General features: G+C 59.8%; 11 protein-coding genes. 8 read left to right on the top strand and 3 right to left on the bottom strand.

Annotated features, from left to right (window positions below; translation table 11 throughout):
• Positions 1–14: 14 nt before the first annotated feature.
• Together antB and antA are read right to left on the bottom strand one after the other, a co-directional pair.
• A complete protein-coding gene (gene antB, locus Q8X48_RS29145) occupies positions 15–506 on the bottom strand; it encodes an anthranilate 1,2-dioxygenase small subunit (RefSeq protein ID WP_102674744.1) in 492 nt (163 codons plus the stop codon).
• A complete protein-coding gene (gene antA, locus Q8X48_RS29140; protein WP_407801997.1) occupies positions 506–1,897 on the bottom strand; it encodes an anthranilate 1,2-dioxygenase large subunit in 1,392 nt (463 codons plus the stop codon). Before antA ends, antB begins: the two co-directional genes overlap by 1 nt.
• A 374-nt stretch (positions 1,898–2,271) precedes the next feature.
• Here antA and Q8X48_RS29135 point away from each other — a divergent pair, with 374 nt between their 5' ends.
• Positions 2,272–3,285, top strand: coding sequence for an AraC family transcriptional regulator (locus tag Q8X48_RS29135; protein ID WP_407802053.1), 1,014 nt, complete (start codon positions 2,272–2,274; stop codon positions 3,283–3,285).
• Positions 3,286–3,299: 14 nt separating this feature from the next.
• Here the strand turns inward: Q8X48_RS29135 and Q8X48_RS29130 are convergent, their stop codons facing one another.
• On the bottom strand, positions 3,300–3,773 hold the full coding sequence (locus Q8X48_RS29130) for an Lrp/AsnC family transcriptional regulator (RefSeq protein WP_007971266.1): 474 nt from the start codon (positions 3,771–3,773) through the stop codon (positions 3,300–3,302).
• 209 nt (positions 3,774–3,982) lie between these two features.
• On the opposite strand from Q8X48_RS29130, the gene kynU reads away from it, so the two are divergent.
• The 7 genes from kynU to Q8X48_RS29095 all read left to right on the top strand — a co-directional run bounded on the left by kynU (position 3,983) and on the right by Q8X48_RS29095 (position 12,335).
• The gene (kynU, locus tag Q8X48_RS29125; protein ID WP_102699918.1) at positions 3,983–5,233 is read left to right on the top strand and encodes a kynureninase; all 1,251 of its coding nucleotides are present in this window, start codon (positions 3,983–3,985) and stop codon (positions 5,231–5,233) included.
• 102 nt (positions 5,234–5,335) lie between these two features.
• Positions 5,336–6,649, top strand: a complete 1,314-nt coding sequence (locus Q8X48_RS29120; protein ID WP_407801998.1) for an OprD family porin — start codon at positions 5,336–5,338, stop codon at positions 6,647–6,649.
• A gap of 85 nt (positions 6,650–6,734) precedes the next feature.
• Positions 6,735–8,144: an amino acid permease gene (locus tag Q8X48_RS29115; protein ID WP_407801999.1), complete on the top strand. Its 1,410-nt coding sequence runs from the start codon at positions 6,735–6,737 to the stop codon at positions 8,142–8,144.
• Between the two features lie 122 nt (positions 8,145–8,266).
• Positions 8,267–8,698 (top strand): glycine zipper domain-containing protein, encoded by a 432-nt coding sequence (locus Q8X48_RS29110; protein WP_095967127.1) that lies wholly within the window; start codon positions 8,267–8,269, stop codon positions 8,696–8,698.
• A 278-nt stretch (positions 8,699–8,976) separates the two neighbouring features.
• The gene (locus Q8X48_RS29105; protein WP_407802000.1) at positions 8,977–9,819 is read left to right on the top strand and encodes a DUF6502 family protein; all 843 of its coding nucleotides are present in this window, start codon (positions 8,977–8,979) and stop codon (positions 9,817–9,819) included.
• On the top strand, positions 9,816–11,483 hold the full coding sequence (locus tag Q8X48_RS29100; protein ID WP_407802001.1) for a DUF5666 domain-containing protein: 1,668 nt from the start codon (positions 9,816–9,818) through the stop codon (positions 11,481–11,483). The genes Q8X48_RS29105 and Q8X48_RS29100 overlap by 4 nt, the downstream gene beginning before the upstream one ends.
• Positions 11,484–11,585: 102 nt before the next feature.
• Positions 11,586–12,335 carry a hypothetical protein gene (locus Q8X48_RS29095; protein WP_407802002.1) on the top strand — a complete coding sequence of 250 codons (750 nt, stop codon included), beginning with the start codon at positions 11,586–11,588 and terminating at the stop codon, positions 12,333–12,335.
• The last annotated feature ends 439 nt before the right edge of the window (positions 12,336–12,774 follow it).

Raw genomic sequence — 12,774 nt, 5'->3', positions numbered from 1 at the left:
CGGTCTCCCTGGGTTCAGAGGTGATAGAAGTCGAGTACCGAATTGATGGTGTCGTTGAGCAGCAACACATGCTTGCGAACGATCAGCCAGCTATCGGCGTGGGGTTTGAGGCGGTAGGTCGCGCGGCCGAAAAACTGTTCGGTCGTGGCCAGGCGGTAATACAGGGTGTGCCAGTTCAGCTGCACTTGCAGTTCATCGTTTTCCAGGGGGGCGATCCGCACGTTGCTGATCTGATGCAAGGTGCGCGGCATCGGCGTAGAGGACGCGGACTTGCCCGTGCGCAGGCGGAACACGCGGTCTTCCAGGCCTGAACGGTTGGGGTAATAGATCAGCGACATTTCGCGTTTGGGGTCGCGGGTGTAGACGTGTTCGGAGTCCCATTGCGGCAAGTGGAACTCGCTGTGCTCGGCGAACAGCTGGACATAGGCATCCCAGTCCTGAGCGTCGCACAGTTCGGATTTGCGATAGAAAAACTGTTCGATCCGGTACTGCAGTTGCGCATTCATCATTGCACCTCACGGAGTTTCAGGGATTTGGCGTCCAGGCCGTCGAGCAGGAATTTCTGCCAGTTGCTGTGCTGGTTGACGTAAAGCCCTTCATGGGTGAATTCGGTGCCGGTCATGGCCGGGGCAATGCCGATCGCTTCGCTGTTGGGCGTGGCGCCGCTGGCCCAGCGGTGACTGCCGCGGGAGATATCGCTCCAGCGTTCCAGGCGCGCCTGGAAGCCACGCTGGGCTTCACGGAATTCCACCAGGTCATCCGGCGTGCCCAAACCCGAGACGTTGAAGAAATCCTCGAACTGGCGAATGCGGTTTTCGCGGTCGGCGTCCGACTCGTTCTTGACCCCCAGGCACTGGCTGATGATTTCGGTCTTGTTCCACGCCACCGGACGGATGATGCGCAATTGCGAGCTGATCTGATCGAGGAAAAACAGGCTTGGATAGATGTTCAGGTTGCGCAGGCGATGCATCATCCACTCGGCCTTTTGCTGGCCATGTTCTTCGATCAGCCGCGGCATGATCGTCGCGTAGCCGGAGCGTACCGAAGGGTTGGGCATGTCGCTGAACAGCAGGCTGTGACCGTTGTTGAACGCGAACCAGCCATCATCGGTATTGGCGTCGCCGGCGCCGAGCTTGCTGTAGTCGAGGGTGCTGCTGGCGGCGTTGCCGTTTTCGCTGTTGACCTGCTGGCGATGTTGCACCGTGGCGACGTAGTTGTAGTGGACGGTGCTGACGTGATAACCGTCGAGGCCGTTTTCGTTTTGCAGCTTCCAGTTGCCGTCGTAGGTGTAGGCCGATTTGCCGGGCAGTACTTCCAGCTCACCGGTCGGCGACTGGGCGACCATCATGTCGAAGAACACTTTGGCATCGCCGAGGAAGTCTTCCAGGCTGTTGTCGGCGTGCACATCCAGGCTGATGAAGACGAAACCCTTGTAGCTCTGGATGCGGGCTTTTTTCAGACCGCGCGTGGCTTTGTCGAAGCCTTCCGGGTACTCGCCCGGTGCCTTGACCTTGACCAGGCGGCCATCGCTTTTGTAGCACCAGGCATGGAACGGGCAGGTGAAGGTCGATTGATTGCCCTTGCCCACGCGGGTCAGCGTCGTGCCGCGATGCTGGCAAGCATTGATCAGTGCATTGAGCCGACCTTCACCGTCGCGGGTAATGATCATAGGCTGGCGGCCGGCGCGCACTGTTACGAAGTCGTGGTTGTTGGCCAGTTCGCTTTCGTGGCAGGCATAGATCCAGTTCTTCTCGAAGATCAGTTCCATCTCCAGATCGAACAGCTGCGGCTCGGTGAAAATCTCCCGGGCGATGCGGAATACGCCTTCTGCGGGACGGAAGTCCAGGCAGCTTTCGATAAACGTTTTCCATTGCTCGACGTTTCTTTCGCCACTCATGGTGTGCACCTTTTTTTATTCGGCTAATCGGTGCGCTCATTAGAGAAGCGGGGCGGGTGATGGTCTATCCGATAAGTTGGCGAAGGCAGTCCGTAAAATTGGGGGGCAGGTAACAGTCGGTTGGGCAGCGATGACACAAATCCGCCACCAGGTGATAAACGGCTGCACCTGATGGCGCCAATCAGATACTGTTTTGCCTGACGTCGAGTGCGGATCGAGGGCTTTTGCGGCTTCGCCAGCCATGTCTTGTCCGCTTAGTTGCCAAACACTATCCGTTAATTCGGCGCCGACGTTTTATGGCGTGGAAGTTGCTCCTGTCCCGCCTGACAAGCGCCACCAGAGCGCGCAGAACCAAACTCCGTGAGTGCACCATGATGAGTAGCAAAGTGGATCCGCAGTTTCGCGACATTCGTGTCGACAGCGATAACCTGGAGGCTGCCAGAAGCTGGATGTCCGGTATCTGCGGACCCCATCGACTCGTGAGCGCGACCCCCGAACGGATCCGCTTTCATCACAACGCCAACATGTTCAAATCGATGGCCACCACCCTGGGCACCATCGAATACGGTACCGACGTCACCATCGATATCGAAGACGCCGAGCACTTCAGCAGCTACAGCCTGAGCCTGCCGTTGTCGGGCGAACAGGAGCTGAGCAAGGCGGGCAGTGTGGTCAGGTCCGACCGCGATCAAGGGGTCATCATTTCCCCCAATGAACACCAACTGCTGGCAATTTCCGGTGACTGTCGCAAGGTCCAGGTGGTGATTACCCGAGTGGCGATGAGCGAGGCTCTGGAAGGGATGCTGCAACGGCCGCTGGATGCGCCGCTGCGCTTCGAACCGATGATGGATGCGATCGAAGGGGCATCGGCGTCGTGGTGGCGCATGGCGCGTTATTTCATCGACGAGATGGAACGAAACAGTGAACTCTTCGAGCAGGTGGCCTTCACCCGGGACATTGAAAGCTCGCTGATCAAAGGCTTGATCCTCGCCCAGCCCAACAACTATTCGCAGGAACTGCGGGACGCGTTGGGCGTGAAGTTGCCGCACTACCTGGTCAGGGCTCGACAGTACATCCATGACAACGCCCGCGAAGCGTTGCACCTGGAGGACATCGAAGCCGCGGCCGGTGTTTCACGCTTCAAATTGTTCGACGCGTTCAGGAAGTACTTCGCCTTGTCGCCAATGGCTTACCTGAAAAAGTATCGCCTGAATGCCGTACGCCAGGAGATTCTCGAGCACGGCTCGGCACGCAACATTTCCGGGATAGCCATGGGCTGGGGGTTCATGCACCTGGGCCGTTTTTCCACCGAGTACCGCAAACTGTTCGACGAGACCCCGAGCATGACGTTGCAGCGCAAGGAGGCACGGCGCTTGCACGGGCTCTGAAGAACGCTGCGGTCTTACTTGCGTACCACCAGATCAAGCAACTGCTCGCGCTCCTTGATTTTCTGCAGGACGATCTCCGAACGTATGTCGGTGACGCCGGCGGTGCGGTTGAGGTGATTGACGATGAAATCCGAGAAGTGTTTGAGGTTGCGGGCCTGGACCCGCAACACATAGTTGCTCGCCCCGGTAATGACATAGGCGGTGACCACCTCCGGCCACTGCTGGACCTTCTTGATGAAGGTCTCGTGCCAGTCCTCGACGTCCTGTCGCAACGACACATGGACGATGGCTTCCAGCTCGATGCCCAACCGCTCGGCATTCAGCACCGCGCGATAGCCGGTGATGATTCCTTCGCTTTCCAGCAGGCGCAACCGACGCAGACAGGCCGACGGTGACAAGGCGACTTTCTCCGCCAGTTCCTGATTGCTGATTCGGCCATCCTGTTGCAGCTGATGCAGGATTCGCAGGTCTGTCGAGTCAAGATTCATGGTTTGAATAAATCCGCGTTTATTGAGGTCAGGTTCGAATTATCTGCGAAATAACTACTACATGGCTGGTTACTTTGCACGAAAATTCTCCAAAGATTCGTTCATTATCTCTCTACCCAAAGGCAGGTTGATCGCCTTGAACCAGGGCGCCTGATCCGGCTGATGCAACCCGCCCGGATGGCGTCCCAAAACAAAAAACAGGACACCCGATGACGACAAGAAACAGTTGCCTGGCGCTTGATGCCCAGGACGCTCTGGCGCCCCTGCGCCAGCAATTCGCGCTCCCCGAAGGGATTATCTATCTCGACGGCAATTCCCTCGGTGCGCGGCCGGTCGCGGCATTGGCGCGGGCACAAGCGGTGGTCGCCGAGGAATGGGGCAATGGCCTGATCCGCAGCTGGAACAGCGCCGGCTGGCGCGAGCTGTCCGAACGCCTGGGCGACCGCCTGGCGGGTTTGATCGGCGCGGGGGCGGGGGAGGTCGTGGTGACCGATACCACCTCGATCAATCTGTTCAAAGTGCTGAGCGCTGCCTTGCGCGTACAGGCCACAAGGTCACCGCAGCGGCGAGTGATCGTCAGCGAATCGAGCAATTTTCCCACCGACCTGTACATCGCCGAAGGCCTCGCGCAGATGCTGCAGCAGGGTTATACCCTGCGCCTGGTCGACAGTCCTGAAGCCTTGCCGCAAGCCATTGACCAGGACACGGCGGTGGTCATGCTCACCCACGTCAATTACAAGACCGGCTACATGCACGACATGCAGGCCCTGACCGCGCTGACCCACGAATGTGGCGCGCTGGCCATCTGGGACCTGGCGCATTCCGCAGGCGCAGTACCGGTCGATCTGCACCAGGCAGGTGCCGACTACGCCATCGGCTGCACCTACAAGTACCTCAATGGCGGGCCGGGATCGCAGGCTTTTGTCTGGGTTTCGCCGTCATTGTGCGATCTGGTGCCACAACCCTTGTCCGGCTGGTTCGGTCACTCGCGGCAGTTCGCCATGGAGTCGCATTACGAGCCAAGCAGCGGCATCGCGCGCTACCTGTGCGGCACTCAACCGATCACCTCATTGGCGATGGTCGAGTGCGGCCTGGACGTGTTCGCCCAGACCGACATGGCCAGCCTGCGCCGCAAATCCCTGGCCCTGACGGACCTGTTCATCGAACTGGTCGAGCAGCGTTGCGCGGCTCACGAACTGAAGTTGATCACGCCGCGTGAACACGCCAGGCGCGGCAGTCATGTCAGCTTCGAACACCCCGAAGGTTATGCGGTGATCCAGGCCCTGATCGACCGTGGCGTGATTGGTGACTATCGCGAGCCGCGCATCATGCGGTTCGGTTTCACCCCGCTGTACACAACCTTCACTGAGGTCTGGGATGCGGTGCAGATCCTCGGCGAGATCCTCGACCGGAACACCTGGTCGCAAGCGCGATACCAGGTTCGCCACAGCGTGACTTGAACCTTGCGGCGTCCCTGTCCAGCTGCGGGCATTTTCCCGCGGCGGGCGTTCGGTCGCCGGCAATAACCAGTTCTGCAATCACAATAATAAGGAGCACGCAGAATGAAACTGTCCCTCTGGCCTGCCTTGCCGCTCGCCATCTCCAGTTGCCTTGGCCAAATGGCCTGTGCCGCCTCTGACAACGGATTTGTCGAAGACAGCAGCCTGACCCTGACCAACCGCAACTTCTATTTCTACCGCAACAACCTCAACAACCCCGGCGGTCAGAACTATCGGGACGAGTGGGCCCACGGGATCATCCTCGACTACCGCTCCGGCTACACCCAGGGAACGGTGGGTTTCGGGGTCGATGCCTACGCGCAGTTGGGCATCAAGCTCGACAGTGGCAAGGGACGCACGGGCACAGGGTTGTTGCCGGTCGATTCCGATGGCCGTCCCGAGGATGAGTACTCCGAAGCCGGTGGTGCGGTGAAGGCGCGGGTTTCGCAAACCGAGCTCAAGTACGGCAACCTGACACCGCTCAATCCGGTGTTCGGCACCGGCAATGCGCGACTGTTCACCAGCAGTGCCACCGGCTTCCAGCTGACCAGCAATGAGCTCAAGGCATTGCAACTGGACATTGGCCACTTCACTGCCGGCAACGACAATAATTCGACCAATGCCGATGGCGCCCTTAAAGCGTTGTACGCCGGGGTGGAAACCCGCAGTGTCGATTACCTGGGCGGCAGCTATGCGCTGGGCGATCAGTTGAGTGTCAGCCTGTACGGTTCGCAGTTCACCGACATCTGGCGGCAGTACTACGGCAACGTCAATTACACCTATGTGCTGACGCCAGACCAGTCACTGAACCTGGATTTCAATCTCTATCGCACCAACGATAACGGCGACAGCCTGGCTGGAAGGATCGACAACACCACCTGGTCGTTTGCCACCGCGTACAGGTTCGGCGCCCATCGGTTGACCCTGGCGTACCAGCGGGTCGATGGCGAAGAACCGTTCGATTACCTGGGTTTCGACCAGCAACCGGGCACGTCGATTTTTCTCGCCAACTCGATTCAGGTCCTCGACTTCAACGCCCCCAACGAACGCTCCTGGCAACTGCGCTATGACCTGGACATGGCGCCTTTCGGTGTGCCGGGGCTGAGCTTCATGTCGCGTTACGTCAGTGGCGACCACATCGATGACAGCCATTACGACGGCGGCCCCAATGGCGCCTATGGACGTTATGGTGATGACGGCAAGCGCTGGGAGCGCGACCTCGAGGCGCGCTATGTCGTGCAGTCGGGCAAGGCCAGGGACCTATCAATACGCGTGCGTCAGGCCAGTGTGCGTTCCACCGCACAGGTCGCCCGGGCCGACACCACGGACAACAACGAAATCCGGGTGATCGTCGAGTATCCACTGAGTATTTTCTGATCCGTGTCCTGCTGTGCGTGGCTGATCCCCACCGTTAAACCCACGACGTGCTCTTCAAGAAAGACAAAATCCAGAGGACATAGAAATGACCGATAACTGCGGTTTCGAAACGATATCCAACCGTGAACATGGCCTGCGGCGTCAACTGACGTCGGGGCAGATGAGCATGATCGCCATTGGTGGTGCAATCGGCACCGGGCTGTTCATGGGCAGCGCCTATGCCATTGGTTATGCCGGGCCGAGCGTGCTGTTGAGCTATGCCATTGGCGCAATCATCACCTTGCTGCTGATGGGCTGTCTGGCGGAAATGACCGTGGCCCATTCGACCTCGGGTTCGTTCGGCGCCTATGCCGAATTTTATGTCAGCCCGCTGGCCGGGTTCCTGGTGCGCTATGCCTATTGGGCGGCGATTGTGCTAGCGGTCGGTACGGAAGTGACGGCGGTGGCGATGTACATGAAGTACTGGTTTGCCAACGTGCCGGAATGGATCTGGATCGTCTCGTTCTCCAGCGTGTTGATCGTGCTCAATGCCATCAGCGTGAAGACCTTCGGTACCTTCGAGTACTGGTTCTCGACCATCAAAATCGGCGCGATTGTCGGCTTCATTATCCTGGCGGTGTATGTGGTGTTCGGTTCCGGCAATCCGGAATACGGTGTGCACAATTACACCGCTCACGGCGGTTTCTTCCCCAATGGCCTGCAAGGGATGTGGATCGCGGTGATCGTGTCGATCTTCAGCTACCTGAGCGTGGAGATGATCGCGGTGGCGGCCGGTGAGGCGAAGGATCCGGAGCAAGCGGTGAAGAAAGCCTTTCGCGGGACTATCGTGCGCCTGGTGGTGTTCTACCTGCTGACCCTGGCATTGATGCTGGCGATCGTGCCTTGGGTCCAGGCTGGCCATGCCCAGAGTCCGTTCGTCACGGTCATGCAGGCCATCGGTATTCCCGGCGCCACCGGTGTGATGAATTTCGTGATCCTGATTGCGGCGTTGTCGGCGATGAACAGCCAGTTGTACATCACTACGCGCATGATGTTCAGCCTGTCTCGAGCCGGCTACGCGCCAAAATCCATGGGGGTATTGAGCAAGACCGGGATCCCGTTGAACGCGCTGTTGCTTTCCAGTTCAGGGATCGCCCTGGCGACCTTGCTCAACATCCTGTACCCGGAAAGTTCGTTCACCCTGATGATGGCAATCTCGATGTTCGGCGCGATCTTTACCTGGTTCATGATCTTCCTCACTCACTACTGTTTCCGTCGTTTTCATGAACGCAATGGCAACCGTAAACTGTCGTTCCGCATGCGTCTGTTTCCCTACAGCACATTGTTGGGGTTGGTCCTGATGGGGGCCGTGATGGTCACGACCTACTTCACTGAGGCCTTCAAGATGACCCTGGTGTTCGGTGTGCCGTTCTTGCTGGTACTGTCGGTTGTCTACGGCATTTTCTTCAGGAAAACCAAGGCCGTTACGGTGCTCAATCCGCAGCCCAGGGGCTAGACCGAAGGGAGCCCCGCAGTGGCGGGACTCCTTTGTTTGTAAAGCCCGGCCGAATATCTGTTGACCGGACTGTTTCGTACCAACAGACTTCCGTCTTTTGTGTATTCCTAAAGGTCTGTCTGATGCGTAAGTCATTCACTGTCGTGGCATTAAGCCTTCTTGTATCGCAGTACTCCCTCGCTGGCGAAACCACCAATACGGCTATCGGTGGCGGTGTCGGCGGTGCCCTTGGCAGCGTGGTCGGTCAGGCTGTTGGAGGTAGCACTGGCGCTGCAATCGGAGCCGGCGTCGGTGGCGCGGCCGGGGGCGCAATGACCGCCAAGAGTGGCAAGAAGACCGAGTCCGCTATTGGCGGAGGTCTCGGTGCAGCGGGTGGCCAGGTCATCGGCAACAGTGTCGGTGGTTCCACCGGCGGCCTGATCGGTGCGGGTCTGGGCGGCGCAGCAGGTGGTGCGATCGGCAACAATCTGGCCGATGACGACGACCACCACGATTCCGGCTACAAGCAAAAGAATAAACACAAGAACAAACATAAACACAAACATCACGACTGATCGCGGGTGCCGAGAGCCGAGACTAAGCCGAGACCCTGAACCTGTGGTGAGGGAGCTTGCTCCCCCGCCACAGGTCGCAGTGGGTATCCATGCAGAAGCGGGGGACGATCATGGTGTCCACGTCGGCGGCGACGACAGCCGGACCTGAAGCGGCCTGATGCCCCATGCAAAACCCGGGGAACCGGTTCTGCAAGGGAGCACGCAAAAGATACTGCCTGCATTCATGGGAATATTTCCCACGCAGCTATACTTGGGTTAACTGTCCAGGAATGCGCTGAATGCAATCGTCTACCTTGCCCACCTCGCTCCTCAAAGCCCTGCGCCATGTCATGCGGCCGCTGGTACGCCTGATGCTGCGCAAAGGCGTCACGTACCTGGTTTTCGCCGACCTGCTCAAGGAGGTTTTCGTCGATGTGGCGGACCGTGAGTTCCGTCTGGACGACAAGGCACCGACCGACAGCCGCATCAGCCTGCTCACCGGCGTGCATCGCAAGGACGTACGGCGTTTGCGCAACAGCGGCGACCCCGCCACTTCCACGCTTCCGGAAAACATCACCTTCGGTGCGCAACTGGTCAACGCCTGGACCAGTGCACCCTTCTGCAACGACGCCGGCCAGCCGTTGCCGCTGCCTCGCTTGGCCAGTGTCGGCGGCGACTGTTCCTTTGATGCGCTGGTGGCGAAGGTCAGCACGGACATCCGGGCGCGGGTGGTACTGGACGAATGGCTGCGCCTGGGCGTCGTGCGCCTTGACGAACAGGAGCGTGTGCACCTGGAAGCCCAGGCCTTCGTGCCGCAAAAGGGCTTCGATGAGAAAGCGGCTTACCTGGGGCATAACCTGCACGATCATGCCTGCGCTGCGGTACACAACTTGAGCGGCGAAGCCCCGGCCTTTTTTGAACGTAGCGTCCACTATGACGCACTGGCCCCGATGAGCGTCGAGGCGCTGCGCGAGGCCGTTGCCAGCGAGGGAATGCAGGCCCTGTTGAGCTTCAACCGACTCGCCGCCGAGCTGGAATTTCGCGACCTGCCCAGCCTCGAACCGCGCCAGCGCATCACGGTCGGCCTGTACTTCTACACTGAGGCTTGTGACCCCAACTCACCGACGGCTCCCAAGCCATGACCATCCATTTGCGCCTGATTCGAGCCGCCGCCCTCGCTCTGGGCCTCGGGTTTGCGATTGTGTTGCAAGCCGCGCCGGCCTGTGTCAGCCAGAATGACGCGGGCAGCAGTGAAGTGCCGCTCATCCAGGCGCCGGGTGGCACCGGCGGTACGGGCGCGGCGCCTGGCGGCATGGGCGGTACTGGCATCAGCACTGACAACGGCGGGGTGGGCGGTACCGGCGCACCGCTGAACAAGCGCCCCGGCGGCATTGGCGGCACCGGTGCCGTCGCCGGCGGCGTGGGTGGCACGGGCATCAGCGACGACAACGGCGGGATCGGCGGCACCGGCATTGTCGGCACCATCACCGGGTTCGCCTCGATCTGCGTCAATGGCATGGAAGTGCACTTCAACAAAAACGTCCCTGTCAGCGAGAACGGCATTGCCGCCACCAGCACCCGTCTGGCAGTTGGCCAGGTGGTTGCCGTGCAAGCGTTCAATTCCCGGCGCGGTCTGGAGGCCGGGCGCATTGCTATCCTGCATGTCTATGAAGGCCCTTTGACAGCCCTGCCCAGAGACTCCCTGCCCATGCGTGTCATGGGCCAGCCGGTACGCCTGGCCAACGGTGCTCAAGTCGCTCCCGGTCTGCGTGCAGGTGATCCTGTTCGGGTCAGCGGGCTGCGCGATGCCCGGGGTGAAGTGGTGGCCAGCCGCATCGACCGCGCGCCCGGCCTCAAGGAGGCCAGCGCCATCGGCCCGGTCGATCGCAGCGGTTATCTGCAGGGCCTCAAACTCGGCAACCATCCGGGACCGGCGCAGGAAATGCTGGTGCGCGGCCAGTGGTCGGGCCGCGAGCTGGAGGTGAGCCAAAGTCGCCCCGACCCGAGCCTGCCTTTCATTGGCCGTGCACACAATGCGGTGATCGAGGGCCTGGTACAGGGCCGGCAGGACAGTCGCCTGGTGGTGGGCGGCTTTAACGTGACGATGGCGCGCGAAACCGTGTTTGTCGGTGTGCAGTCATCGCAGCTGACGCTGGATCGACGCGTGCGGATCACCGGCGTCTTCAGCGGCGCACGGGACGTGCAGGCCACGCGTATCGAATTGCCCCGCGAGCGCTCCGATTCGCCAGCCGGCAACCAGCACGGGCGGATTCGAAACAGCGAGCAAAACACGGACGACTCAAGCGGCTCGGGCAATTCGGGCAGCTCGGACGATTTCAACAGCGCCGGCGACTCGAGCGGCTCCAACAGCTCCGGTAACTCGCGGGATTCGGAGAACTCGGGCAGTGACAGAAGCGGCCGTTCCGAGAGCGGTGGCAGCGTCGTCGACGATACTCGCCACGGGGGCAATGACAGTCATGGTGGTGGCGACAGGATCGAACGCGTGGACGTGGACAAGTCCGGCAAGTCGGAGCGTGTCGAGAAGGTCGAGCAATCCGGCAAAGTCGAGAGAGTGGAGAGGGTAGAGAAGGTAGAGAAGGTAGAGAAAGTCGAAAAAGTCGAAAAAGTCGAAAAAGTCGAAAAAGTTGAAAAAGTTGAACGTCCGGAGAAAGTCGAGAAAGTCGATCGGCCAGAAAAGGTTGAGAAAGTAGACAAGGTTGATCGGCCAGAAAAAGTCGAGAAGGTCGAAAAAGTAGAAAAAGTCGAGACCATTGAAAAAGTCGACCGCTCTGGCAAGTCGGGTTAAACAGTGAAGGCATGATGCACTTGCGCCATAAGTCACTAGGCTGTGTAAGTCACGCAACAAAGCCTGCGTGTGAACTTCGATGACGCAAGACACGAGGTGAACATGGACCCCAAGCGCATCCTGCTCGTCGGTTGGCTGGCCAGCCTGGCCTTGCCGGCCCTGGCCGATACCTTCTCGACCTCGATCGGAACCGACTACTCCCGGGGCGATTATGGCACCGGCACCACTTCCGAAACCTGGTACGTCCCGCTGGTGGGCAAATACGAAACCGGTCCCATGACCTACAAGCTCACGGTGCCCTGGCTGCGGATCACCAATCCTTCGGTGGGCCCTGACGGCGAGCCGTTGCCCGGCGGTTGCGACAAAGTGGAAAGCGGATTGGGCGACACTGTTGCCGGTGCCGACTATGCCGTGCTTGACGGCATAGTCGGCGGGCTGTTCGTGGATCTGATCGGCAAGGTCAAGTTGCCCACAGCCGACGAAGACAAGTGCCTGGGCACCGGAAAAACCGACTATTCCGCCCAGGTCGATGTCGCCAAGGCCTTCGGCAGGGTGACCGGGTTCGCCACGCTGGGCTGGAAAAAATTCGGCGATCCGTCGGGCTCCGACTTCGACAACCCGATATTCGCCGGCCTCGGCTTCGCCATGCCCGTGTTCGCGCGCACTTCGGCGGGGGTGTCCTACGACTGGCGGCAGAAGGTCGTATCCACGGGCGACCAGATCAAGGAACTCACCCTCTTCCTCACGCACAAGCTCAATCAGAACTGGAAGTTTCAGTTATATGCCGTCAAGGGGTTTTCCGACGCCAGTCCGGATGGCGAGGCTGGGCTGGTGTTCACCCACACCTACTGATACCCGCCAGTTTCCCGGCCCCAATGGGTTTCGTCGTCTCAACCCAGGCCTTCGCCTGCTTCGGTTCTGATGGTCGGTGGTTGACACGCGGGCTGACAGGCCTAATCTAAAAGTGTGGGAATATTTCCCACGCACGGATGCCGACTGGCTCTGAAGGATCGTTCGGAAACCGCAGTTGCTTGTTATTGCTGCAAATTAATGGCCGTGCCGGTTGGCTGGCCGCTCCAATGGGCGGCCGGGAACTCACTGGACATTGCGTTCGATACGGACATGACTACGCAACTCCAAGCGGAGGTGCATCATGCTTCTAAAAAAATGTTTGTTGGCCCTGGCAATTGGCGCAGTTCTGTCTGCATCGACTGTGCTGGTGCCCGATTACATCGGTAGCTTCTCCAGCGCTTATGCCAAAGATGGCGGCAGCGGTGGTGGTGGCGGCAGC

It is taken from the genome of Pseudomonas sp. QLc11A, from assembly GCF_052112305.1.
In the GTDB taxonomy this organism is placed as follows: domain Bacteria; phylum Pseudomonadota; class Gammaproteobacteria; order Pseudomonadales; family Pseudomonadaceae; genus Aquipseudomonas; species Aquipseudomonas laurylsulfatiphila.
This window is presented reverse-complemented; position numbering and strand designations above follow the sequence as displayed.

Excerpts from the sequence above, each read along its gene's own strand:
- antB (WP_102674744.1), bottom strand. The coding sequence starts at position 506 with ATGAATGCGCAACTGCAGTACCGGATCGAACAGTTTTTCTATCGCAAA.
- antA (WP_407801997.1), bottom strand. The coding sequence starts at position 1,897 with ATGAGTGGCGAAAGAAACGTCGAGCAATGGAAAACGTTTATCGAAAGC.
- Q8X48_RS29135 (WP_407802053.1), top strand. The coding sequence starts at position 2,272 with ATGAGTAGCAAAGTGGATCCGCAGTTTCGCGACATTCGTGTCGACAGC.
- Q8X48_RS29130 (WP_007971266.1), bottom strand. The coding sequence starts at position 3,773 with ATGAATCTTGACTCGACAGACCTGCGAATCCTGCATCAGCTGCAACAG.
- kynU (WP_102699918.1), top strand. The coding sequence starts at position 3,983 with ATGACGACAAGAAACAGTTGCCTGGCGCTTGATGCCCAGGACGCTCTG.
- Q8X48_RS29120 (WP_407801998.1), top strand. The coding sequence starts at position 5,336 with ATGAAACTGTCCCTCTGGCCTGCCTTGCCGCTCGCCATCTCCAGTTGC.
- Q8X48_RS29115 (WP_407801999.1), top strand. The coding sequence starts at position 6,735 with ATGACCGATAACTGCGGTTTCGAAACGATATCCAACCGTGAACATGGC.
- Q8X48_RS29110 (WP_095967127.1), top strand. The coding sequence starts at position 8,267 with ATGCGTAAGTCATTCACTGTCGTGGCATTAAGCCTTCTTGTATCGCAG.
- Q8X48_RS29105 (WP_407802000.1), top strand. The coding sequence starts at position 8,977 with ATGCAATCGTCTACCTTGCCCACCTCGCTCCTCAAAGCCCTGCGCCAT.
- Q8X48_RS29100 (WP_407802001.1), top strand. The coding sequence starts at position 9,816 with ATGACCATCCATTTGCGCCTGATTCGAGCCGCCGCCCTCGCTCTGGGC.
- Q8X48_RS29095 (WP_407802002.1), top strand. The coding sequence starts at position 11,586 with ATGGACCCCAAGCGCATCCTGCTCGTCGGTTGGCTGGCCAGCCTGGCC.